The sequence below is a fragment of the Halobacillus campisalis genome (assembly GCF_030345335.1).
GTDB lineage: Bacteria > Bacillota > Bacilli > Bacillales > Halobacillaceae > Halobacillus_A > Halobacillus_A campisalis.
On sequence record NZ_JAPVRC010000001.1, the window covers coordinates 831,617 to 856,164 of the forward strand.

The 24,548-nt window shown below is 40.3% G+C and carries 22 protein-coding genes and 1 other annotated feature; of the genes, 7 read left to right on the forward strand and 15 right to left on the reverse strand.

Features of this window, described 5'->3' with window-relative positions:
- Positions 1-36: 36 nt before the first annotated feature.
- The 4 genes from thiI to ezrA all read right to left on the reverse strand — a co-directional run bounded on the left by thiI (position 37) and on the right by ezrA (position 4,526).
- Positions 37-1,239: a tRNA uracil 4-sulfurtransferase ThiI gene (gene thiI / locus O2Q26_RS04150; RefSeq protein WP_289214676.1), complete on the reverse strand. Its 1,203-nt coding sequence runs from the start codon at positions 1,237-1,239 to the stop codon at positions 37-39.
- A 2-nt stretch (positions 1,240-1,241) separates the two neighbouring features.
- Complete coding sequence (locus O2Q26_RS04155; protein WP_289214677.1) at positions 1,242-2,378, reverse strand: cysteine desulfurase family protein; 1,137 nt, start codon at positions 2,376-2,378, stop codon at positions 1,242-1,244.
- Positions 2,379-2,511: 133 nt separating this feature from the next.
- Complete coding sequence (locus O2Q26_RS04160) at positions 2,512-2,823, reverse strand: hypothetical protein (protein ID WP_289214678.1); 312 nt, start codon at positions 2,821-2,823, stop codon at positions 2,512-2,514.
- Between the two features lie 11 nt (positions 2,824-2,834).
- Positions 2,835-4,526, reverse strand: coding sequence for a septation ring formation regulator EzrA (ezrA, locus tag O2Q26_RS04165; protein ID WP_289214679.1), 1,692 nt, complete (start codon positions 4,524-4,526; stop codon positions 2,835-2,837).
- Between the two features lie 158 nt (positions 4,527-4,684).
- Here ezrA and hisJ point away from each other — a divergent pair, with 158 nt between their 5' ends.
- On the forward strand, positions 4,685-5,494 hold the full coding sequence (gene hisJ, locus O2Q26_RS04170) for a histidinol-phosphatase HisJ (RefSeq protein ID WP_289214680.1): 810 nt from the start codon (positions 4,685-4,687) through the stop codon (positions 5,492-5,494).
- Here the strand turns inward: hisJ and refZ are convergent.
- Positions 5,475-6,080 carry a forespore capture DNA-binding protein RefZ gene (gene refZ / locus O2Q26_RS04175; protein WP_289214681.1) on the reverse strand — a complete coding sequence of 202 codons (606 nt, stop codon included), beginning with the start codon at positions 6,078-6,080 and terminating at the stop codon, positions 5,475-5,477. The two genes, hisJ and refZ, sit on opposite strands and share 20 nt — an antisense overlap.
- A gap of 123 nt (positions 6,081-6,203) precedes the next feature.
- Between refZ and O2Q26_RS04180 the strand changes: the two genes are divergently transcribed.
- Both O2Q26_RS04180 and rpsD read left to right on the forward strand, forming a co-directional pair.
- Positions 6,204-6,683, forward strand: coding sequence for a GAF domain-containing protein (locus O2Q26_RS04180; protein WP_289214682.1), 480 nt, complete (start codon positions 6,204-6,206; stop codon positions 6,681-6,683).
- A 281-nt stretch (positions 6,684-6,964) separates the two neighbouring features.
- Positions 6,965-7,567, forward strand: a complete 603-nt coding sequence (rpsD, locus tag O2Q26_RS04185) for a 30S ribosomal protein S4 (protein ID WP_253937480.1) — start codon at positions 6,965-6,967, stop codon at positions 7,565-7,567.
- A 150-nt stretch (positions 7,568-7,717) separates the two neighbouring features.
- Here rpsD and O2Q26_RS04190 read toward each other — a convergent pair whose 3' ends face one another.
- Entirely contained in the window at positions 7,718-7,870 is a 153-nt protein-coding gene (locus O2Q26_RS04190; RefSeq protein ID WP_253937479.1) for a hypothetical protein, read from the reverse strand.
- Between the two features lie 1,058 nt (positions 7,871-8,928).
- Positions 8,929-10,200 carry a tyrosine--tRNA ligase gene (gene tyrS, locus O2Q26_RS04195; protein WP_289214683.1) on the reverse strand — a complete coding sequence of 424 codons (1,272 nt, stop codon included), beginning with the start codon at positions 10,198-10,200 and terminating at the stop codon, positions 8,929-8,931.
- A 50-nt stretch (positions 10,201-10,250) separates the two neighbouring features.
- Positions 10,251-10,457: a binding site (T-box leader), on the reverse strand.
- 121 nt (positions 10,458-10,578) lie between these two features.
- On the opposite strand from tyrS, the gene O2Q26_RS04200 reads away from it, so the two are divergent.
- The 4 genes from O2Q26_RS04200 (at position 10,579) to O2Q26_RS04215 (ending at position 16,624) form a co-directional block, all read left to right on the forward strand.
- The gene (locus O2Q26_RS04200; RefSeq protein WP_289214684.1) at positions 10,579-14,007 is read left to right on the forward strand and encodes a transglycosylase domain-containing protein; all 3,429 of its coding nucleotides are present in this window, start codon (positions 10,579-10,581) and stop codon (positions 14,005-14,007) included.
- 144 nt (positions 14,008-14,151) lie between these two features.
- Positions 14,152-14,802 (forward strand): GNAT family N-acetyltransferase, encoded by a 651-nt coding sequence (locus O2Q26_RS04205; protein WP_289214685.1) that lies wholly within the window; start codon positions 14,152-14,154, stop codon positions 14,800-14,802.
- A 2-nt stretch (positions 14,803-14,804) separates the two neighbouring features.
- A complete protein-coding gene (locus O2Q26_RS04210; RefSeq protein ID WP_289214686.1) occupies positions 14,805-15,452 on the forward strand; it encodes an acetoin utilization AcuB family protein in 648 nt (215 codons plus the stop codon).
- Entirely contained in the window at positions 15,449-16,624 is a 1,176-nt protein-coding gene (locus O2Q26_RS04215) for an acetoin utilization protein AcuC (RefSeq protein WP_289214687.1), read from the forward strand. Before O2Q26_RS04210 ends, O2Q26_RS04215 begins: the two co-directional genes overlap by 4 nt.
- Before the next feature lie 34 nt (positions 16,625-16,658).
- Here O2Q26_RS04215 and motS read toward each other — a convergent pair whose 3' ends face one another.
- From motS to murC, 8 genes are all read right to left on the reverse strand, one after another.
- Positions 16,659-17,468, reverse strand: coding sequence for a flagellar motor protein MotS (motS, locus tag O2Q26_RS04220; RefSeq protein WP_289214688.1), 810 nt, complete (start codon positions 17,466-17,468; stop codon positions 16,659-16,661).
- Positions 17,458-18,291, reverse strand: coding sequence for a flagellar motor protein MotP (gene motP / locus O2Q26_RS04225; RefSeq protein WP_289214689.1), 834 nt, complete (start codon positions 18,289-18,291; stop codon positions 17,458-17,460). Before motP ends, motS begins: the two co-directional genes overlap by 11 nt.
- Positions 18,292-18,340: 49 nt before the next feature.
- Positions 18,341-19,342: a catabolite control protein A gene (gene ccpA, locus O2Q26_RS04230; RefSeq protein ID WP_289214690.1), complete on the reverse strand. Its 1,002-nt coding sequence runs from the start codon at positions 19,340-19,342 to the stop codon at positions 18,341-18,343.
- Positions 19,343-19,527: 185 nt separating this feature from the next.
- Positions 19,528-20,586 carry a bifunctional 3-deoxy-7-phosphoheptulonate synthase/chorismate mutase gene (locus O2Q26_RS04235; RefSeq protein ID WP_253937095.1) on the reverse strand — a complete coding sequence of 353 codons (1,059 nt, stop codon included), beginning with the start codon at positions 20,584-20,586 and terminating at the stop codon, positions 19,528-19,530.
- A 208-nt stretch (positions 20,587-20,794) separates the two neighbouring features.
- A complete protein-coding gene (gene ytxJ / locus O2Q26_RS04240) occupies positions 20,795-21,115 on the reverse strand; it encodes a bacillithiol system redox-active protein YtxJ (protein ID WP_289214691.1) in 321 nt (106 codons plus the stop codon).
- A gap of 59 nt (positions 21,116-21,174) precedes the next feature.
- Positions 21,175-21,606, reverse strand: coding sequence for a YtxH domain-containing protein (locus tag O2Q26_RS04245; protein WP_253937093.1), 432 nt, complete (start codon positions 21,604-21,606; stop codon positions 21,175-21,177).
- A complete protein-coding gene (locus tag O2Q26_RS04250) occupies positions 21,606-22,046 on the reverse strand; it encodes a DUF948 domain-containing protein (protein ID WP_352232205.1) in 441 nt (146 codons plus the stop codon). Before O2Q26_RS04250 ends, O2Q26_RS04245 begins: the two co-directional genes overlap by 1 nt.
- 1,005 nt (positions 22,047-23,051) lie before the next feature.
- Positions 23,052-24,344, reverse strand: coding sequence for a UDP-N-acetylmuramate--L-alanine ligase (gene murC / locus O2Q26_RS04255; protein ID WP_289214692.1), 1,293 nt, complete (start codon positions 24,342-24,344; stop codon positions 23,052-23,054).
- Positions 24,345-24,548 lie beyond the last annotated feature (204 nt).

A 24,548-nucleotide genomic window follows, 5' to 3' on the forward strand; every position in this document is an offset into this window, starting at 1 on the left:
CCCACTATACAAGTATAGTGAGTTTAATTAATCTTATTATAGCAAATCGTCGAATTCACCCGTTGTTTTTTGCCTGGCTCTAACCTCCACCATCTCCGTTTGTTCAATAGCTTCAGTCAGTTCTTTTTCAAAATCTACATTAGATTCGTAATAGTTAGCATTCTCACGAGTTGGCTTCGTCTTAGGAGCCTTAGGAACGAAAATCGTGCAGCAATCTTCATAAGGCAGTTTGGAAATCGGATACGTTTTAATTTTTCTTGATATTTCGATAATATCCAGCTTATCCATGGCTACAAGCGGACGGATGACTGGATAATTCGTAACATCATTTATCGCGTTCATACTCTCCATCGTTTGACTCGCTACTTGACCTAGACTTTCTCCAGTGGTCAGAGAAAGAATTTCTCTTTTCCTCGCAATTTGTTCACTCACCCTCATCATCATTCTACGCATCACGGTCATCCCATAACCTTCAGGGATTTCCTGGTGAATTTTTTGTTGAAGGGCTGTAAAGGGTACGATATGAACGTTGATCGTCTGGCCATATTTAGCCAATTCACTCGCCAAATCAAGTACTTTCTGTTTAGCACGATCACTTGTATACGGAGGGGAATGAAAGTGAATCGCTTCAAGCTGCACCCCTCTTTTCATCGTCAAGTAACCTGAAACAGGACTATCGATTCCTCCAGATAAAAGCAATAGTGATTTTCCGGTCGTTCCAACAGGCAGGCCTCCAGCTCCAGGATAATCTTGAGCTGTAATATAAGCAGCGTCATTGCGAACTTCTATCTTCAACTCTACATCCGGTTCGTGAACGTTCACCGTAACTCCATCGGTATTCGCAAGGACGTATCCCCCCACTTTGTGGTTCAAATCCTGTGATCTGATGGAGAAGCTTTTATCTGCTCTCTTTGAAGATACTTTGAAGGTTTTCGCATTGTGGGCATCCTGAAAAGCATACAAAGAAGCCTTTTTAATTTCAGTTTCTTCTTTTTCCACTTTAACAGCGAAGCTTAACGAGTGGATCCCGAAGACCTCTTGACATTCTTTCATAACAGCATGAGGGTCTTCACCGTTAAGCACTACATACATACGGTCTCTACTTTTCTTTACCCGCGTTTCCTTGAATGGTTCCAGTTTTTTTATTAAGTGGTTTTGAAGTTTTCTTTCAAAATAATTTCTGTTTTTTCCTTTGATCGCCATCTCACCATAGCGTATTAATATTAAGTCGAACTGCATGTTTATCTTCCCTTCTCAAGGTAACGTATAGCTGAATTGAATTCTTCCAAAAATAGATCAGCTTCTTCAATCGTACTGGAATAAGATAAGCTTATTCTAATGGCTGACTTTGTCACATTTTCTTTCAGATTACATGCTTTTAATACTGAGCTTACGTCAGGCTGTTTAGAAGAGCATGCTGATTTTGCTGAGACAAATATATCTTTTTTCGCTAAAGCGTGAATCATCACTTCTGGTTTAATACCAGGCACCGACACATTAATAATGTGCGGCGCTCCTGATAGAGGCGAGTTGATAATTACTTCCTCCATCACGTTTAGGTGATTAATCAAGTGGTGACGCAAGTGAATTAACTCGTTCAACTGTTTTTTTTCTTTTTCCTTAATCTTTCGTAACGCTTTTGCAAAAGCAACCATTCCTGGCAGGTTTTCAGTACCTGACCTCCGGTTGGATTCATGCCCTCCGCCGTGAAATAAAGGAGAAAGCAGGACCCCTTTTCGCACGTATAAAATTCCAGTACCTTTTAAACCATGTATTTTATGGCCGGATATACTGCACAGGTCCACTTTAGCTTTTTTTAGAGAAAGAGGCACCTTACCGATCCCTTGTACGTGGTCCACATGAAAGAATACTTTAGGATACATGCCCGCGATGTCCCCGATTTCCTCAATGGGCTGAATTGTTCCTAACTCATTATTCACAGACATAATGCTTATTAAAATAGTATCTTTTCTGATGAGTGACTTGATCTCTTCTGGATCGACTTTACCTGAATGATCCACAGATGCGTATGAAACTTCAAAACCATTCTGTTCAAGCTCTTTAAATACTTCGAGAACAGAGGGATGTTCTACTGACGAAGTAATCAAGTGTTTACCTCGTGTTTGATGCTGAAAAGCAATACCTTTAATAGCTAAATTGTTGCCTTCCGTGCCACCTGAAGTAAATACCACTTCTTCAGTTTCTATTCGCAACTGTTCAGCCACCGCTTGTCTCGTTCTCATTAACAGTCTTTCTGCATCACTGCCTAAGTAATGTAATGATGAGGGATTAGCAAAGAATTGGATGGCTGCCTTCTGATACGCAGTCATTACTTCTTCAAATGGCTTGGTCGTCGCACTATTATCAAAATATATCATAGGATTAGCTCCTTTAGTTTTTGAATCGCAGTCCATAATCTTATCACATTTGTCCAATAAAAGAAATTATGCTACTTCGCGCAAAAAAAACTAGCATCCTTTATAGGATACTAGCTTTGAACTTTCTTTAAAGTCAATCATCCAGTTCTAGGGTTTTCAATAAGGTATCGATACTGACTCTTCCGTCTTCACTCATATCATCTACCCATATTTTTGATATTACCGTTTCTCCAATGACCGTATCCATTCTACGCTCTTCCTCTTTACCTTCTTCAGGCATATTGATACGCTCTACGCCATATTGTCGTTCAGCCAATGATGTAGGAATTGATTGACTATGACTAGAAACAACTTTTTCTTCGGATAGGTTGAAGAAAATTATGAGCACTACGGTCCAAATGGAAACGGACATAAATGCCAATATCGTTAACAGCCATCTTTTCATCCAATCACTTCCTATACCGGTACTTCCCTTTTCTCTTCTATACGGCTTAGAGCCCCAGGATCGACTTCTTCCACTGCAGAAGCGGCGCGCTCCAAAGCTTCCTCATAGCGATAAGACCTGAAATCATTCTCCGCTTCCATTAATCTGGCAGCTATTAACGGATACTTGCTTCTGTAGCGATTGCCGTATTGAATCATGCGTTCCGCCATCTCGGCTTGATGAAGTAATTCTTTAGCTTGCTTATTAACATGCACAGTATGATGTACAGCTTTTTCTAATTTCTCGTGAACTTCGTGCATATCAAGCGGCTGCTTCTCCAAGCTTACGAATACTTCTTCTATATGCTCGCTTGCACTCTGCATAACTTCGAAAAATAAGGTAGGGATGCCTGGCAGATTGCTTCTCTTTAAACGACGATCCGTATCATTGATCAACTGCTCCATTTCAGAGAGTTTAGCTTTTGCTTCAATTTCATCTCTGCGCAACGTCTGGATTCTCTCATTGAAGTTATGGTGATTGGCTTTCAACTCTTCCAATTCTTCCTTTATTATGTCCAACTCATCTTTCAATTGGGTACGCGGTGTTTGTTCATCTTCTAACCCTTTGTTCAAGCTTAAATATTTCTTCTTCAATTGAGTCATCATTTGAACAATATTCCTATGTGTTTCTACATCTTCTTCTTCCATTTGATAGGTCATTTGCAATTCTTCAATTTCTTTATTCGTCTCTTCCATTACTTCTTCAAGCTCTTCCAGCAAGGTTGTAAGAGATGGGTGCTGTTGATCAACATAGCTATGGGCAATCGCTTCTCTTTCCAAGGACTGATACATCTCTTGAATTCTTGGTTCTACTTCGTCAATGAGCTGTTGAACATCCTCTTGATCGCCCTTCTCCATCCGATTTGAATGATTCTTCAACTGTTCCTGATAATTTTCTATCTCAGGAAGAAATCCCATTTGATTTACTCGATATCCCTCTTCGTCCATCTCTTTTATCCCGTTGAGAAGATCGGAAAGCTGATCAGGCAATTCCTTGGAAGTTTTTTTAAAGCGTTCCGGGAATAACTCGATTTCCACTTTCAGAGTTTCTAAAGTCTCCCTAATGGATTGGACTAGATCACTGGCCTCTATATAATTCCCTTCTGAAACTAGCTCTTCATATTCACTAAGCTTATTTTCCAGATCGATTATCCTTGCCTCGAATAAAGCGGCCGCCTTACCGTATTGATGGCGACTATGTATAATTGTTCGCTTAAGTTCTTTTAATTCTGGTTCAAGCGCTTGAATTTCCTGCCTGCTGCTCTTCTCCGAATCCAGTAGAACCTCTAACTCTTCATACATGTTTGTTATATCTTGCTCAATCGCTTGCAGTTTTTGTTCAGTATGATTTAAAACTTTTTTCACCTTAGTCAGCCTGTATCGATCCGCTGACTCTTCCGCATCGAACAGATCTTCTTCTAAATCGGGAAGTTCCTTCGTAAGAATTTGCTCCCATCGAGTGCGCCAAGATTCAAATCTGTCCTGCGTCTCTCCGGAAAGATTCAAAGCCTTCACTCTTGACAATTCTTCCGAAACATTCCGGTGCATGATATCCATTTTCCAGCCTTCAAGCCGGTCGACTTCATCATATATTTTTTTCCGCCAAATCAACCCAACAATAATCAGTGCTATCAGTATTAAAATGCCCCCGATAACGTACCTCATAGACAGCCTCCTTACAATATGTATCTTTGTCTAAGCTTAATCGTCCATAATTAAAATTAGTTGTCTATTATGATACCATGATAGATACCTGTTTGGCTAAAATATTTCAAAATTATTAGTAGAATTACAATAAATTCAAACAAAAAGGAGAAAGCCTCATGTACGATGGTCACATTCATACTCCATATTGTCCACATGGATCAAATGCCTCTATTGAATCCTATATAGAACAAGCGATTAAGTTAGGATATTCTTCTATGTGTTTTACAGAGCATGCACCTCTTCCGCTTAACTTTGAGGACCCTGTCCCTGACCGCGACAGTGCGATGTCAATGAATAATATAGAAAGTTATATCGAGGAAATCAATCAGCTTAAACGGACGTACGAGTCTGATATCAAGATCAATCTCGGCCTGGAAGTTGACTATATAAAAGGATTTGAACAAGAGACGGCAGGTTTTTTGGACGAGTACGGACCCTATTTAGACGATAGCATCCTCTCCGTTCATTTCCTGGAAATCAAAAACAAATGGTACTGCATCGATTTCAGTAAAGAGATGTATAAATCAGCTAAACAAGCAGCACTTACTAATGAATCCTTATACAAGATTTATTTCCAAGTTCTCGAGGATTCCGCACTTAAAGATCTCGGCCCCTATAAACCGAACCGGATCGGTCATATGTCTTTAATTAAAAAATTCCAAAAGATTTATGCCCCTCCTGCTAATTGGACGGACATGGCTGAATCATTTTTAGACATAGTAAAGAGACAAGGGCTGTCACTTGATTACAATGGAGCAGGATTAGTGAAAGAGTATTGTAAAGAATCTTATCCCCCTGCCGCCATCGCTGCCCTTGCTTCTAAAAAAGGAATACCTCTTATATATGGATCTGACGCTCACCACCCTCAAGGTTTAAAACAAGGGTATAGTCAGCTTGAAAGTTCTCTTATATCGAAATCGCCTTAGGTAATTTCAAGGTGCTTTGTTTGCTCATAATTTCAGCGTACGTTTGGACGAAATACTGAACAGAGTCCTCTGACATATAGAACCCTTCAAACTCCTGAGGCATCATATGAGGCACGTTAAGCAGCCCTTTGAATTGCAGTAAACAAAGCTTTTCTTTAAAAGTCAAATCGAATTTCGTGTGCTTTTTGAAGAGGATTTGAGACAGTAAGTGATTTTCTTTCGCAAGATAAGTGACGAGCATTTCTTTAGCGAATATAGTATTTAAAGATAGTTCACGATAAACCAAACAAGATAGTTGATAATGAACTTGTTTATAATGTAGAATTCCTTTAATTAATTCTAATAAGTCAGCATGAATTTTCGCTTCCGCTTCCTGTTCAAGCATTTCTAAGTAGGGTTCGAAATATTGGACTGCCAGGGACTCAAACAATCCTTGCTTGCTTTTGAAATAATAATGAATAATAGAAACATTAACCTTCGCTTTTTTAGCGATATCACGTACAGAAGTCCCATTAAATCCATTGCTGTAAAACAAACTACAAGAAACATCCAGAACTCTTTGCCTTGTATTCATTTCGCTGTTCATTTTGGATTCCTCCCTACTAGGAATAGTTCGGCACTCATATTGTAAATCCTTTTAAAATCGTACATCAAAACCCGACAATTCCTTCAAAGATTTGTCGAAAAACTAATTCAGGAGGGTCTTGAAATGTTTCAATCCACTCAGTATAAAGGTACAAAAGAAGATCAGTATACACTTCTCATCAAACAATTGGACGCGTTATTAGAAGGAGAACCCGACGAAATCGCTAATCTTTCAAACGCTTCCGCCCTGCTCAATCAATTTTTAGAGGATGTGAATTGGGTTGGTTTTTATATATGGCGGAAGGACGAGCTTGTTCTCGGTCCTTTCCAGGGGCTTCCAGCCTGTGTGAGAATCCCTTCTGGCAAAGGAGTTTGCGGAACTGCAGTTTCTGAGAGAAAAACCCAGCGAATCGAGGATGTTCACGCATTTCCAGGTCACATCGCTTGTGACGCTGCAAGTCAATCAGAAATCGTCGTACCAGTTATTAAAAATGGAGAGATTTATGGAGTGTTGGATATTGACAGTCCTTCTATCGGAAGATTTGATGAAACAGACGAAAAATATCTTATTCAATTTGTGGAAACAATGCAAAAGCATATTTAATATCCAAAATTACAAGCCGGCTATATATTGCCGGCTTGTTTTATGAATTCTATAAAGAAACTCCTTGACTTCTCTTCTCTATTTCTTATATAATAGCCTTTGTGTAAAATAAACGGCAGCCTATGTGAATCCAGCGACTGTTTCATTTTATTCCTCAAATTGAGGTGCATCGTGTAACTCTCTGCTGCTGGAGCGATGGTGCATGAAAATAAAATGTACAGCGTGATAAGGAACACACTGTTTTTATTTTATGCAAAATAAAATAAAAGGAGGAAATACCTATGGCACGTTTTACAGGATCTACCTGGAAAAAATCACGTCGATATGGCATTTCTTTAAGTGGGACTGGTAAGGAATTAGAAAAACGCCCTTACGCTCCTGGACAACATGGTCCAAACCAACGCAAAAAACTATCTGAATACGGCACTCAGCTTCAAGAGAAGCAGAAGCTTCGTTTCATGTATGGATTGACTGAGCGTCAATTCCGCCGCATGTTCGAAGAGGCCGGTAACATGAAAGGGATCCACGGTGAAAACTTCATGATTCTTCTTGAATCTCGTTTGGATAACCTTGTTTACCGTTTAGGTCTAGCTCGTACGCGCCCTCAAGCTCGTCAGCTAGTAAACCACGGTCACGTTACTGTTGATGGCGGCCGCGTAGACATCCCGTCTTACCGCGTGAAGCCAGGCCAAGCTATTGGTCTTCGTGAAAAATCTCAGAAATTGAATATCGTAGAGGAAGCGGTTGAAGTGAATAACTTCGTACCTGAATACCTTGCATTCGATGCTGAAAAGCATGAAGGTTCTTACTCTCGCTATCCTGAACGTTCTGAGCTTCCAGCAGAAATCAACGAAGCTCTTATCGTTGAATTCTACTCTCGTTAATTTCTGCACTATGCAGGTTAACACAGAAAAAGCCATTGAAATGTTGTTAACACAACATTTCAATGGCTTTTCTTTTTATACCGGAAAAGAAAATTAAAAAGAACCAGAAACATCATATAACGTTTCTGGTTCTTATTTATTTTAGCAGTATTAAGAATTTTGCTGCATACCGCCTGCCACTTTGGCTGCTCCTTGAATCATGCTTGTAAGTTGATTGGACTGGCCTGTCATCATACTGTAGGTTGCTGCACCGATACCTACAGACGCCACGATCGGTAACCACTGAATATTTTTATAGTTCATCTTCATATCCACCTCACAAAAACAATTTTTTGAAGCTCTCTTATTGTTGCCTCACCTGCAATTAATATAACAGCCAATCGCTGGTAAAACTTATTTTAAAAGCTCTTTTACATGACTTTCAAAAGTAAAAATTCACTGTTAAAATATCTTAGCAATTTTTACAGCTAATAAAAAACACATGCTAATTTTCATGTTAATTGGTATATTATTTGCCCTTTTGATTTATATAGACCAATTAGGTAATACGTTGAATAAATATGGAGTTTGTGAAGAATTGTTCTTAATCTAACTGGCAGGATAGTGGAAGACTTGATTTCGAGACATTTGGTGAGTGGATCAGGGCGGCGGGGAATGACTCGCTTTACGTGGGAGCGCGGTGAGCTTCCTCGGACGTCCCGTCCTGCGGGATCTCACCAAGCACTCTCTTCCCACAGGAGTCTCCCCATTCCCCGCCGCCCCTCCCTATATATGCGCTTCTCGAAATCGTTTTAAAAATAACTACTTAATATTAGTGGGATCATTAAACTCCAGTGGTATGGAAGTAGCATTTTAGTTATAAACTTACATTTTAGGATTGTTTCAAATATTTTCTTGCATCACTCCAGAGCAATTATTTTTTAAGTGAAAGCACCGCAAAAATATTTCCGTTATCCTAGTAAAGGCAAGAAGTTCCGAGGAAAGGATAGACTCTTGGAATACAAGGTTTTTACTAATAATTCCATTATATTGCTAATACTTTTAAGCTTGGTATAGTTTCGAGCACCTTCCAATCGGATGGTGGCTTTAGAAAACGGTGAGACTCCTGTGGGATGTACATGGTAGGTGAGATCCCGGAAGGCGAAGCCTGAGGAAGCTCACCACATGCCCACGGAAAGCGATCCGTTTTCTAAAGCCACCATATCCCCATACATAAGTCTCGAAACTGAGCCTTCCACTAAAGGGAGCTTTAGTTTAAAAGACCATTCAACAAACAAAAACGCTTGGAAAGAAAATCCCAAGCGTTTTTGTTTGTTATTTATACTATTTTTTTGACGCTATACATACTTCGTTTTGTTTGATTAAACAGTGTAACGGATTAAGAAATATTTCTTTTTCCCACGACGGATGATTGTAAATTTATCTTCAATTCGATCTTCATCCGTAAGGTGATGCTTTAAGTCCTGGTTTCGCTCCCCGTTGATGTAGACAGCACCATTACTTATGTCTTCCCTCGCCTGACGTTTTGAAGATGAAATACCCGCATTCACTAATAGATCGATAAGTGTTTGCTCTTTATCATCCGTTTGGTAAGCAGGAACATCTTTAAATCCTTGTTCTATTTCCTCACCTGTCAATTCCTTAATATCCCCACTGAAAAGAGCTGCCGAAATTTTTTCTGCTTGTTTTAAAGCATCTTCATCATGAACAAGCTTTGTCATCTCTTCCGCCAATCGTTTTTGCGCTACACGCTTTTCAGGCTGACTCTTTACCTCTTCCTCAAGCTGCGCAATTTCTTCGTGACTTAAAAACGTGAAGAAATTCAAGAAGCGAATGACATCGCGATCATCAGTATTGATCCAGAATTGGTAAAACTCATATGGAGACGTTTTATCACGGTCAAGCCAGATAGCCCCTCCAGCGGTTTTCCCGAATTTAGAACCGTCCGCCTTCGTAATCAAAGGCATAGTCATTCCGTAAGCTTCAACTTCTCTTTCTCCGGCTGCCGAGCGACGGATAAGCTCGAGGCCAGCGGTAATATTTCCCCACTGATCACTTCCGCCGATTTGTAAAGTGCAGTTTTCCTTCTCATTTAGTTTTTGAAAATCCAACGATTGGAGAATCATGTACGTAAATTCAGTGAAACTGATTCCACTCTCAATTCTTGACTCGACGGAATCCTTGGCAAGCATGTAGTTAATACCGAAGTGTTTGCCTGTATCTCTTAAAAAGTCGATTACTGTCATTTGCGATAACCATTCATGGTTGTTCCTTGCTACTGCGGAATTTTCACCCTGATCAAAGTTAAGAATTTCAGCTAATTGACCTTTTAGTTTTTCACTGTAACCGAGAACAACTTCAGCTGAATTCAACTGCCGTTCTGTTGAGCGGCCACTGGGGTCGCCGATCATCCCTGTACCACCACCTACTAAAGCAATGGGACGATGACCTGCTTGCTGGAACCGTTTCAGCGTTAATACAGGAAGCAAATGTCCTATATGCAGACTGTCTCCTGTAGGATCAAACCCACAATACAGTGTAACCTGTTGTTCGTTTAAATGTTTGCGGAGACCCTCTTCATCCGTCATTTGGTTGACGAGTCCTCTTTTTTCTAAATCCTGTAAAATATCCAAATTCCTTCACTCCTTACTATTTTCTCCACGCAAAAAAGACCTCTCCCCTATAAAGGGACGAGGTCTTTTCGCGGTACCACCCTTGTTGCACACTATGTGCCACTCTGTTTGATAACGGTTTATACAACCGTCTTCTGATTTACACCAGAAGAATGCTCCCGATCGTAATTCGAAAATTATTTTACGCTGACTCACACCATCCGTCAGCTCTCTTTGCCAGGGAATAATTTTCTACTGCAATCCTTCATCGCTCACTCATTAAACTGTATACAATTAATATCATAACCCTTTTGAAAAAGCAACATAATTTTTCATCGAATCATGTCCGTTATACGAGCATTATGTTATAATAAAGGCTGTAATTTAGGAGGTTTTTTAATGGCAAACAGCCCGAATAATGGTAGAAAAAAAATAGATTGGAAAGCTTTATGGCAGACCGGAAAAATTCAAAGATCCACGCGAATCGGCTATGATGTAGTATGGAATGTGATTTTATTCTTTATTATCATCGGTGTAGTAGGTCTGTTTTTTGCCGGGGGTGTAGGTGCTGGATACTTTGCCTCTCTTGTCAAAGACGAACCGACCAGGCCGCAGGAGGAAATGGAAGAAGAAATTTATAATTATGAAGAAACCTCACAAGTTTATTTTTCAGACGAAAAATTACTAGGTAATGTACGAACCGATTTATATCGTCAAGAGTCTTCCCTCGATGATATCAGTGATAACCTGGAAGAAGCTGTGATTGCTACGGAAGATGAGTACTTCAATAATCATGATGGGATCGTACCAAAAGCTGTGCTTCGAGCGATGGTACAAGAAGCAACCAACGCTTCGACTCAAACTGGTGGAAGTACGCTTACTCAGCAAATTGTAAAAAATCAAATCCTGACAAGTGAAGTTTCCTTCGAAAGAAAAGCAAAAGAAATGCTTATTGCCATGCGCATTGAACGTTTTTTTGAAAAAGATGAAATCTTAGAAGCATACTTAAATATTGTACCATTCGGCCGTAATGCCAATGGAGATAACATAGCAGGTGCTGAGACGGCAGCAAAAGGGATATTCGGCGTAAGTGCTGATGAATTATCAATTCCTCAGGCAGCCTTTATAGCAGGTCTTCCTCAAAACCCATACAGCTACACTCCATTTCTTAATAATGGTGAACCTAAATCTGAAGAACAGCTCCAGCCGGGTTTGGATCGGATGAACGAAGTGTTAAGCCGTATGCATGACACTGAATATATATCAGATGAGGAATATCAAGAAGCACTAAAATTTGATTTGGCCGAGAGTTTGACAGAGCCGAAAAGTAAGTCAAGGGACAAGTACCCTTTCTTAACAGATGAAGTAAAAAAACGCGCTAAGGAAATTATTGTGGAACAGCTGGCTAAAGAAAATGGCGATTCCCTCTCTGATTTAAATGAAGATGAAGAGCTTGCCGAAGAGTACAGTACTTTAGCTGATCGTCAGCTAAGCTCGGGTGGATATAAAATCCATACCACAATCGACCAAGAGGTTTATGATGTAATGCAGGAAGTTAAAGATAATTATAATAATTATGGAAGAAACAAAGTTGTTTCAGTAGAGAATTCAGAAGGTGAACTAGTAGATATGGAAATTCCCGTCCAAGTAGGAAGTACGCTTATCGAAAATACAACAGGTAAAATTATTGGCTTTATTGGCGGGCGCGATTTCGAGGAGCAGCAGTTGAACCATGCAACCCGGGCTTCTCGCTCACCAGGTAGTACAATGAAACCATTGGCTGCATATGGTCCAGGTATCGATATGGGGGAGATTCATCCTGGTTCTGTTTTTGCTGACGTTCCTTTTAACTACCCAGAATCAACAGGTGGCAAGGAACTAAAAAACTACGGCGATGGATACAATGGCTTCACTTCTTCTCGAGAAGCTTTGAAAAAATCGTATAACATACCAGCCGTCGAAGCATACATGGATATTTTAGATGAAAACCCAGGTGAAAATTATTTGGACAAAATGGGATTCACTACCTTTAATGAGAATGATTATGTCAATCCTTCATTCGTTTTAGGCACGTCTGACGTGACAAACGAAGAAAATACGAATGCTTACGCTACGTTTGGCAACAACGGGGATTTTGTAGATGCGTATATGATTGAAAAGATCGAAACCAAAGAAGGAGAAACCTTCTATGAGCACGAATCTGAAAAAGAAGAAGTGTTCAGTCCACAAGCTTCTTATCTTACGGTGGACATGATGAGAGATGTTCTTGATTCCGGGACTGCGGCCAGTGTACCAGGTCAATTATCAAATCCTGATGTCGACTGGGCAGGTAAAACGGGTACTTCCCAGGAGTATAAAGATGCCTGGTTCGTAGCCACTAACCCTAACGTCACTATGAGCATGTGGATGGGATATGATTTCGAGGAACAATTGGATAGCAACGGTTACAGCAGCAGAAACACAGGGCTGTGGGCGGATGTAGTCAATGCTGTTTCTGAAATCCGTCCGGATCTTATGGTTCCTGAGAATGATTTCGAAGAACCAGAGGGGATCGAGACGAACTCTTATTGTGCAACTTCAGGACTTTTAGCATCCGATTTGTGTGAATCAGTAGGTATTACAAAAAGTGACCTGTATATTTCAGAGTTTGCACCTTCTGAAGAAGATGACAGTTTAACCGACGGCGGTGACTTTGTTAAAATCAAAGGAAATCAATATCCTGCTGGAGATGATACGCCAAGCGAATTCATCATAGAGGGAGGATCGGGCGTGACCATCAAACCCGAGTTCCTCGAAGAAAATGATTTGGATACTGAAGAGAAATTAGAACATTTGATACCCAATTCAAACGCTTGGGACGATGTTGCTCTTCCTTCTTTAGATTCGAGCGCATCGTCTAGTGAAATAGAAAACGACGGAGAAAACCCATCGCCGCCAGGATCTGTTTCAGCCGGTTCTTCATCAATCAGCTGGTCACAGTCATCTAGTGATGATGTAGTGGGTTACAGGGTGTACCGTGCTTCTTCACCTGGAGGTTCTTTTTCAAGAGTGGGTAGTACTAGAAGTACAAGTTATTCCTTCTCTGGTCAAGACGGCATATATGCTGTAAGGGCTGTAGATTATTTCGGAGAATCTTCCAGTCTTTCCTCTACAACAGAGGTAAGTAGTCCTGGCACGTCCAGTAATAGCAGCGCAACTGAGAATAATAATTCAGAAAGATCGGTTTCCTCCAGTAATGAATCCGACAATGAAACTGACTCGAGCGGAGGTAACTCAGATTCATCCAGTGGTGAGTCCGAGAATGGTACTAACTCGAGCGGAGGTAACTCAGGTTCATCCAGCGGTGAGCCCGGGAATGGTACTAACTCGAGCGGAGGTAACTCAGGTTCTTCCAGCGATGAGTCCGGGAGTGAAACTGACTCTAGCGGAGGTAACTCAGGTTCTTCCAGCGATGAGTCCGGGAGTGAAACTGACTCAAGCGGAGGTAACTCAGACTCATCCAGCGATGAGTCCGGGAGTGAAACTGACTCTAGCGGAGGTAACTCAGACTCATCCAGCGATGAGTCCGGGAGTGAAACTGACTCTAGCGGAAATAACTCAGACTCATCCAGCGATGAGTCCGGGGATGAAAACGAACCGAGCGGAAATAACTCAGACTCATCAAATGAGGAGTCCGAAAATGAAAACGAGTCGAGTGAAGAAGATTCATTCTCCACTAACAGTGATGCAAGCGATAGTAACGAATCAGAGGATGAAAGCTCCGAAGATGAAAATAATGAAGAAAACGATTCTACTGAAGGTTCTGAGGATAACGGCTCTGAAGAATAGTCACTAGAATAATTAAATAATTCCTTGAAAACTTCAGTCCAAATTAAGACTGGAGTTTTTTTCCTTAGATAATTTAAATTCTATTCTCTTCATGTATAATGAAGACTATACGAAGTTCTCATCTCTTCAATAGGTGGTGAAGCAATGGAACATGAAAAAACCTTTAATCAACAAACATTTGACACAGAATATGGCCCTATGGAAGTTCTGGGTCCTTTATCTTCAGAAGAACTGGCTCAGTATAGCTTTCATGAAAAACTGAATGCATTTAGACCTCCAGCTAAGCAATTTGAAGCGCTTCAAAGTATAGCTGACTTTGACGAAGGACGAATTATCGCAGCAACCCACGATCAAACAATCGTAGGATACGTTACTTATTTGCACCCTGACCCTATGGAACGATGGTCTGAAGGAAAAATGGAAGATTTAATTGAATTAGGAGCCATAGAAGTTGCTCCAGAATTCCGAGGATTTCGTGTAGGCTCTAGACTGCTGAAACTTTCCATGTTGGATCCCTTTATGGAAAATTACATTATTATTTCTACCGAATACTACTGGCACTGGGACCTTAAAGGCACCAAGCTGAGTATATGGAATTATCGTAAAGTTATGGAAAAAATGATGGGCGCTGGTGGTCTTACTCCTTCCCCCACAGATGATCCAGAAATCATTTCTCATCCAGCAAACTGTTTGATGGTTAGGATCGGTTCTAACGTATCAGAAGCCTCCATTGAAAAGTTTGATGAACTACGCTTTTTGACAAGAAACCAATATCGTAAATCACGGGGGGTTTAACCATGTTAGTAGAAGAAGTCATGAAAACAAAAGTCCACACATTGACACCTGACGACCCCATAATAAAGGCACTTCAACTCTTACACGAGCATCATATCCGTCATATACCGATTGTGGATGAAAGCTATTGTGTCATTGGGATTGTCTCAGATCGGGACGTCCGTGATGCGAGTCCATCAATTCTTGATGAGCCTTCCGAGTCGGAACAATTGAAAAGTCCTATCCATTCCATCATGACGACACCTGTCACCACGGTTCATCCCCTTGATTTCGTAGAAGAAGTAGCATCCATTTTTTACGAGCAAGAAATTGCATGTGTTCCCGTTATGAGAAACGATAAACTAGTCGGAATTTTAACTGAAAAAGATATGCTGCACACTATGATACAGCTAACAGGAACTCATGTGCAAAGCTCTCAAATTGAAGTCAAAGTACTAAATAAACCTGGAATGTTACCTCAGGTTATGCAAGTGTTTGGAAAAAGAAAAGTAAATATAAGTTCTGTGCTCATCTACCCTTATAAACCTGATGCGAATTATAAAATTATTGTGATTCGTATTCAAACCATGAATCCTTTACCTACTATTAAGGATTTAAAAGAATCAGGTTACGAAGTTCTATGGCCTAAAATGCCGGGGATGACTTCATGAGCTGCCGTTCAAAATTCGTTTTCTCGGATGATGTATTGAAGTACAAGTTCAAGGACGATCATCCGTTTAACCAACTGAGAGTAGCCATGACGAAAGATCTTCTTGAAAATGAACATGCTTTATCAGATGAGCACATTTTAACACCGAGAATTGCCACAGAAGAGGAGCTATGCCTCTTTCATAGCAGTAAATATGTCGAAGCCGTAAAAAAAGCTGGCAGTGAAAACTTAACAGAAGAAGAAGGCTTGGAATATGGAATAGGTACTGAGGATACACCAATGTTTGAAGGGATGCATGAAGCGTCTTCTCTTTTAGTAGGGAGTACGCTGACAGCTATTGATTCTGTCTTAAACGGCGAGACTGACCACGTACTTAATCTGGGCGGAGGTCTTCATCACGGTTTCGAGAGGAAAGCCTCTGGCTTCTGCATCTATAATGATGGAGCAGTAGGCATTAAATATATACGAGAAAAGACGGATTACAAAGTACTATATGTCGATACAGATGCTCATCACGGCGACGGAGTGCAATGGGCCTTTTACGATGACCCGAATGTATGCACATTTTCCATTCACGAAACTGGCCGCTACTTGTTCCCGGGTACAGGTAACGTCAATGAACGAGGACTGAAAGAAGGCTATGGATATTCTTTTAACTTGCCGATCGATGCGTTCACAGAAGATGACTCTTTTCTAGAAGTATATGAATACGCTTTCAAACAAATTATGGAGTTTTTCAAACCGGACATCATTATTACACAAAATGGTGCTGACGCTCATTTCTTAGACCCCTTAACCCATTTATGTTCAACTATGAAAATTTATGAAAAGATCCCTGAAATCGCTCATAAATTCGCTCATGAATACTGTGGTGGTAAATGGGTCGCTTTAGGCGGAGGTGGCTATGACATTTGGAGGGTAGTCCCAAGAGCGTGGGCACAAATTTGGAATGTAATGTCTTCTGGTGTGCCTTTTCAAGGAGACTTGCCACAGGGTTGGATAAAGAATTGGGAAGCTCAATCCCCTGTTGAACTGCCTAAACAATGGAGCGACCCAGCTGATGCTTATGAAGCTATCCCCAGGAGACAGGAAATCACCGAGAAGAACAAAAAAGTACTTGAAAGCTGTATGAAGCTTATCCACAATCAACAAAAATTTGATACACACTCATAAAGAAAGAGACTTCCGAAGAAGTCTCTTTCTTTATCTATGAAGAGTATTCAGGGTCTAAAATGACAATTTCAACTCTTCTATTCTCTCTCAAGTTTTCTGGAGAATCATTAGGTACTACCGGCCTTGTATCAGCATAAGCTACAGCTGACAACCTGCTGCCTTGAAGCGATTCATTATCACTCGTCAAAAATCTGATTACGCTCCCTGCACGAGCCGCTGACAATTCCCAATTCGAAGGATATTGGAAGGTAGAGATTGGTCGATCATCTGTATGTCCTTCTACTTCCACATGATTAGGTACATTTCCTAAAAGCTGCCCCACCTTACTTAAAAAGGGCTCACCTGAAGATAGTATAGTCGCTTCACCGGTTTCAAAGAGAAGTTGTTCCTGTAAAACAAGAACTACTCCCTTATCTGTTCGAGAAGCGGATATAATATCCTGAAGCTCATTATTTTCTAAAAATTCATCAACCTCGTTGAGTAACTCATCTAAATCAGCTTCTGATTCTGATTCATTTTTTTCCTCATCTTCTTCATCATTTTCATCGGCTGCTACATTATCAGGTGTTTCAGCTGGTTCTTCAAATTCATTACTTTCTTCGCCATTTTCCTGAATTTTAGTTTGTTCAGTAGGGTAGTCATTTTCGACTGTGGATGGATAAGAATCGAAGATCATTCGGTTTCGAAAGGATTCTGCAACCGCGTCGAATTTAACTAAGTTGATTTGGGACATCGAAAACAATAATATGAAAAATACTAATATTAAAGTTATCATGTCGGCGTATGTCGTCATCCACTTAGGAGACCCCTTTGAATTTTTAGGCTGGCCTCTTCTAAGCTTCATTTGCTGTTTCCTTCATCTGCTCTTCTTCGATTTTCTCTTTTTCCTTTGCGGCTTCTCTTTTATCTTTTTCAGATAAAAATGCGCTCAGCTTTTCTTCTAACAACTTAGGATTCTGACCAGATTGGACTCCAATGACGCCTTCGATTATGACTTGTTTAGAGAAAATTTCTTTATCCGTTTTGTTAGCAAGCTTACCGGCCATCGGAATGAATACGAGGTTAGCCAGCAGCGTCCCGTATAATGTTGTAAGCAAAGCTACTGCCATCTTTGGACCAAGTGTCTCGGGGTCGGTCAATGATTCGAGCATCAATACCAATCCGATCAAAGTTCCGATCATCCCCCAGGCAGGTGCATACTCCCCTGCCTTTTCTACAAGAGAACGCCCACGATAATGTCGTTCTTCCATTGCAGTAATCTCAGCAGACATAATTTCATTAATAACTTCCGGCTCTATACCGTCTACTGCCAGCAGTACACCTTTTTTAATAAAAGGGTCGTCTACTTCTTCTACTTCAACTTCTAATGCCAGCAGACCTTCTCTACGAGCTCTCTCAGACAGTTTGACAAACAATTGGATCAACTGCACTAGGTTAGCATCACTTCTCTTAAAGGCCTCTCTGATCACTTTGAAGCTCAGTTTCAATTCTGCAAAGTTGAAGTTGACTAACAGCGCAGCTATAAGACCGCCTATTACGATAAAAATTGATGCTATATCTATAAATGAAACCGCGCCCCCAACTCCTGCGTTAGCTACGATTCCGAACATTACCATAATAAATCCAAGAGTTATACCAATTGGAGTCAATAGATCTCGTTTCCTCATTTATCTCTCTCCCCGATTAATAAATACCATGATAGTATTTATATCGGCACTATTTTCTTTGAGTTGAGTTCCTCTCGACAATTCGGTGAGGTAATGTCACATTTTGTTCCTCTACTTCTTCTTTGTCCATTAATTTCGTCAGCAGTCTCATAGCTACCGCTCCTATATCATACATCGGCTGCACCACCGTTGATAATGTCGGGCGAATCATCGTTGCCAGTCGGGTATTATCAAAACCAAATACTTCGACATCCTCTGGAACGTTTAAACCACGGTCCTGAGCACCATGGATAACACCCAGAGCCATTTCATCTGAAGCTACAAATATAGACTGTGGTTTCTCTTCAGCACTCCACAGCTGTTCAAATGCTTCTAGTCCTGAATCATAGGAGTAGTCTCCTGTTGTAATCAAATTATCATCAACCTTCAGGCCTTTATCACGCAAAGCTTTTTTGTAGCCTTCCTCTTTTTGATAATTAATTTCCGTATTCTCTGGTCCTGACACAAAAGCTATGCGGGTATGACCGTGGGAAAGCAGAAGTTCTGTAACTTCATAAGAAGCTTTTTCATAATCAATATTCACAGAGGGCGTTTCTCCCGACTCATCGATAGTTGCTGCCAAAGCCAAAGGTACTGAGGCGTTCTTGAATTCACGAGTGTGATCCTCCGTTATCTTTCCTCCCATGAAAACAAGGCCGTCCACTTGTTTTCCAAGCATGGCATTAATCAAATGCAGCTCTTTATCTTTATTCTGATCTGAATTACTCAGAATAATATTGTAATTGTACATAGTAGCTATATCTTCAATTCCCCGAGCCAGTTCGGCAAAGAATATGCTGGAAATATCAGGTATTATTACACCTACGGTTGTAGTTTTTTTACTAGCAAGCCCTCTCGCTACTGCATTTGGTCGATAACCCAAACGTTCTATGGCTTCGTGTACTTTCTTTCTCGTAGCAGGCTTTACATTCGGGTTTCCGTTTACTACACGAGAAACAGTAGCCATGGAAACATTTGCTTCTCTTGCTACATCATATATTGTTACATTCATACTGCATCCTCCTTCGTCGATTGACAGACTACATATTTGATAAAATAATCATACGATAGTTATTCTCGTTCCGCAATGTTCGACTATTTATACTTCTATATGCATACCTTACCTATTATAACGGATTTTCATTCAACAAAAAAATAAGTCAGGCTGATTTAATAGCCTGACTTTGAAATAAATGCTTATTTCTTAAGCTCTTTCATGAAATTCTCAAAGGTTGGGATATCCATTTGCTGAGCTGAATCGGACAATGCGACGGCTGGATCAGGATGTACTTCAGCCATTACACCATCTGCACCTACAGCTAATGCTGCTTTTGCTGTCGGAAGCAGTAAATCTCTTCTACCAGTAGAATGTGTTACATCCACAAGGACAGGCAAGTGAGTTTCTTGTTTAAGGATTGGAACCGCTGAAATATCCAATGTGTTACGAGTCGCTTTTTCGTAAGTGCGGATTCCTCTTTCACACAGGATGATATTCTCGTTACCTCTTGAAATGATGTACTCTGCTGCGTTGATGAATTCAGAAATCGTTGCAGAAAGTCCTCTCTTTAAAAGCACGGGTTTGTTAACAGAACCTGCCGCTTTCAATAATTCAAAGTTCTGCATATTTCTTGCACCAATTTGAATAACATCGAGGTACTCTACAGCTTTTTCTATATCTGCAGGGTTTACTATCTCACTCACTACTGCTAAGTCATGTTCATCCGCTGCTTCCTTTAATATCTTGAGGCCCTCTAATCCAAGGCCCTGGAAGTCGTAAGGAGAAGTTCTCGGTTTGAAGGCTCCTCCACGAAGCAGCTTGATTCCCTGTTTTTTAACTGCTTCAGCTACTTGAGATACTTGCTCATAGCTCTCAACCGCACAAGGTCCCATAACAAAGTGAGGGTTGCCATCACCGATACGATCTCCTTTAATGTCAACGATCGTATCTTCAGGCTTTTTCTTACGTGATACAAGCAATGCTTTTCTATGATCGTCTTCTTGAAGTTCAAGACCTGCTTTGAAAATTTCCTTGAATAGAGAAGTAATCGTAGAGTCCTCAAAAGGACCGTCATTTTTCTCTGTCAATTGATCAAACATGACTCGCTCACGAACTGGGTCAAAACGATTCATCCCTTGTTTTTCCTTGATCTGACCGATATCCTTTACCAGTTCACCGCGTTTATTGATTAAATTCAAAAGCTGCAAATTAACCTCTTCAAGCTGGCCGCGCAGCTCGTCTAATTGTTGATTACTCATATTTAGTCCTCCTAAAAGATGTGTGTAATAATATTATGTTTATAATTCAAAGATAATTAGGGACAATTATAGCTAAAATAATGGAAGTTGTCACCCTTTTAAAGGATATTCATTGAGATTTATTTTTTTAAAAGTATAAAAGCTTTCTTTGGCAGGATGTTCTGCTCTACCCTACAAAAGAGATCAGCCGTTCAAAAATGAACGGCTATTAACTTGATACGGCTTTTAATACATCGGTTTTTATTTGGTTATGGCTGTCATGCCATTTCACTTCTTTGTCTTCAAAATATAGAGCCTGAGGAGATTCATGGCGTACATTAAACTCTTCAGCAATAAAATGACTGAGTTCTCTCGATTCTTGCACATGAAGGACATAACAGACAGCAGAGGTTTGTTCACTGAACTGATCGAACTCTTTTTTCGCCATGGCACTAATCGGGCACGTGAGACTATGTTTCATCAAAAAAAATTTATCTTCCGATTGATTCACTTTATTAAACTCTTCCTTGCTATTTAATAAAATACTCATTTTCCAGCTCCTTTACTGATATTAAAAAAGACAGAGGCCCGTAAGCCTCTGACGTAAGATTAAATATTGGAGGATGATGTCGAGCTTTGTTGTTTTTCAAGCTCCTGAGCAGCCTCTTCAATTGCTTCGGCTACTTCTTGGGCAGCTTTTTCAGCTTCTTCATCTTCATTGCTCTTATAGCTTTTAACCTTCTCTTGTATACCTTTTGTAGATTCTTTCACCTTAGAACCAAGTTCTTGGGATTTTTCGCCGACGTTTTTAGAAAGTTGTGAAGAAGATTCAACCGCGCGGTCTTTCCACTCACCAGCGCGCGCTTTCCACTCGCTTGAACTTTCGTTGATATTACCTCTAAGTTCACGGCCTGATTTAGGTGCAACAAGTAGAGCGACTACCGCACCTACTATACCTCCAATAAGGGAACCTAAAACAAAATCTCTTCCTGCAGTACTGTTCTCCTGGTTTTCTTTAGTTACTTGATTAGTTGTACTCATTATACCTTACCTCCTGTTTGATTTACGTCTTCTTTCCTAGCTTTTTTCCACAAGTTAATCGCTACCTGCCCCCACTTCATGGCTTGAGCCGCCGAATCTGTGTGATTATGAGCAGAACGAGTTAAACCTTTTGATATGGAGCGTATGGAGTGGTTAAATTCTTGAACAGTTTCACCGATTCCTTTCACACCGTCTACTAAAGGGTTCAAACTTTGTGACTTTACACTAACATCTTCTGCTAATTTGTTCGTCTTATTTAGTAATGCGGTCGTTTCCAGGGTGATGCCCTCCATTTGCTTTTCCACCCCTTCAAGAGTATCGGCTACATTATTCATTGTGCGGCGGACCGCCACGAGCGTTCTTGCAAGAAATATAACTAAGACACCAAATGCAAGAGCCGCAATTAAAGCTGAAACGTACAAGATGATAACCATATCCATGGTAATACACTCCTCCACATATGTATTTACCACATTAGTATTTACCCAAAACAGTAAATTATAAACTTATTTGGGTATTAAATTTAATATTCGATAAGAAAAGAAGAAATCCTTTTTATTTTTAACTCTTTTTACCATTTTGTAATTTATCACATATAAGCTCCCTTTAGCGGAAGACTCAGTTTCGAGATGTTTGGACTGTTTCCGTTATTTTTAACAGCGGGAAGAGCTCCGGGAAATCACTCCCTTTCCGTGGGAGAGCGGTGAGCATCCTCGAGCTTCGCTCTCCGGGGTCTCACCAAGCACTCTCTTCCCACAGGAGTCTCGCGATTTCCCGGAGCTCTTTACCATCATTAGTAAAACGGAAACTCTTATGACAGGAATTCAGTACCTAAGAACACAGAAAAAATTAATAATGAAGTTTTCCACCCAGAACATGGCTAGGTAGTGAGATACATCCCCTCCGTCCATGTAGCGTGCCATAATCAGTAAATGGAAACTTTAGAGATGAGTACCTCGTATGTTCCAATTATTTACGTCCTTGCAACTTCATGATAAGTGAACTTTGATAGTGGCATACTGATTGCCTTAACATTGGTCTATTATTAATAAACTTGAGGCAGAATACAATATTTTCATCGGATAGGAATCGGTTAAGTCGCTCAATTTTTAACGGGAGGTTCGTTTCTCATCTTCATCGAATGGGGTGATTGGGAAGCTGCGAGACTCCCGTGGGAGAAGGATGTAGGTGAGATCCCACAGGGCTGCAAGCCCGAGGAATCTCGCCACTTCCCCCACAGGAAAGCGAGTAGATTCTCAACCACCTCTGACTCTCAATACGGCAACGAACCCAGACTATCTCGAAACCGAGTCTTGCGCTATCCTGCCATACTGTAGAATAACACTCTATTGGAACATTACGTCAGCGTTTATAAATAATTAAGAAAAAGCACGGGAAACATCCTCGCGCTTTTTCATAGACTATAATCGTTTAACAGCTATTCCTCAGCTTATTTCTTCATAAGCGTTCTGGAATTTCTGTATATCACCTGCACCCATAAACAACATGATACCTTCCTCATGCTCTGAAAGGTGATCTGTTTCAGCTACGTCCAAAATTTGTGCCTGAGGAATAAGTTCCTGAAGGTTCTCTATCGTAAGCTTTCCGCTATCTTCACGTGCAGAGCCGAAAATATCACATAAGTAAACGGCATCAGCAAGCTTCAAACTTTCAGCGAACTCTTTCAAGAAAGTTTTAGTCCTCGTATAAGTGTGCGGTTGAAAAATAGCTACGACTTCACGCCCTGGATATTTTTTTCTGGCAGAGTCAATTGTGGCTGTAATTTCAATAGGGTGATGAGCGTAATCATCTACTAACACTTGTTTTTTCCAATTTTTTTCTGTAAAGCGGCGTTTCACACCAGAGAAAGATGATAATTTACTGATCTGTTCGATCGTCATCTCCTCATAGTGACAAATAGCCACTACGCTTAAAGCATTCAACACAGTATGGGTTCCAAATTGAGGAATAGTGAAGGTTGCGTAATACGTATTTCTCACAAATACATCAAAGGTAGTGCCATTTTCATCTTCTGTAATATTCTGTGCCTGGAAATCATTTGTATCAGCCAATCCATAATACAAGACAGGTACATTCGCCTGAATATGCTGCAAATGTTCATCATCGCCGCAAGCTATGATTCCTTTTTTCACTTGCTTTGCCATCTGCTGAAAAGCCTGGAATACATCTTCTATGCTCGTGAAATAATCAGGGTGATCGAAATCAATATTTGTCATGATTGCATAATCTGGATAATACTCAAGAAAATGTCTGCGGTATTCGCAAGCTTCAAAAACAAAATATTGACTATTTTCATTTCCTCTGCCTGTTCCGTCCCCAATTAAGTAGGATGTAGGATAATTTTCATTAAGCACATGAGAAAGCAGGCCGGTCGTTGATGTTTTACCGTGAGCACCTGTTACAGCAATACTTGTGTATTGCTTCAACCATTCACCAAGGAATTCATGATAACGATAATAAGGTAGACCCAATTCCTTCGCCTTAACAATTTCCTCATGATCGTCTTTGAAGGCATTACCGGCGATGACCGTTAAACCTTCTTGGATATTTGCGGCGGAAAAAGGCATCACTTCGATGTTCTGAGCCTCTAAAGCAGCCTGTGTAAAGAAATATTTATCTATATCTGAACCTTGCACATGTTCTCCAGAATCATTCAATATTTGTGCTAAAGCACTCATTCCTGTTCCTTTTATACCAACAAAATGGTAAGTTGTCATAAAAACCGAACCTCCAAAATAAAGTGGAACACTTTACGTATTATATGTATTGATTCTTAGCATGCGAATGCTTCTTATACATATTCATAGTTTCGTCAATCAATAATTTATTTTACCATGTTCTCCGCTCAAGAAAAAGCGCAAAACGACATGAAGCTTACTCCCTTTAAAGATTCCAAAAAGAGCAAGCTTCTTCTATAACAT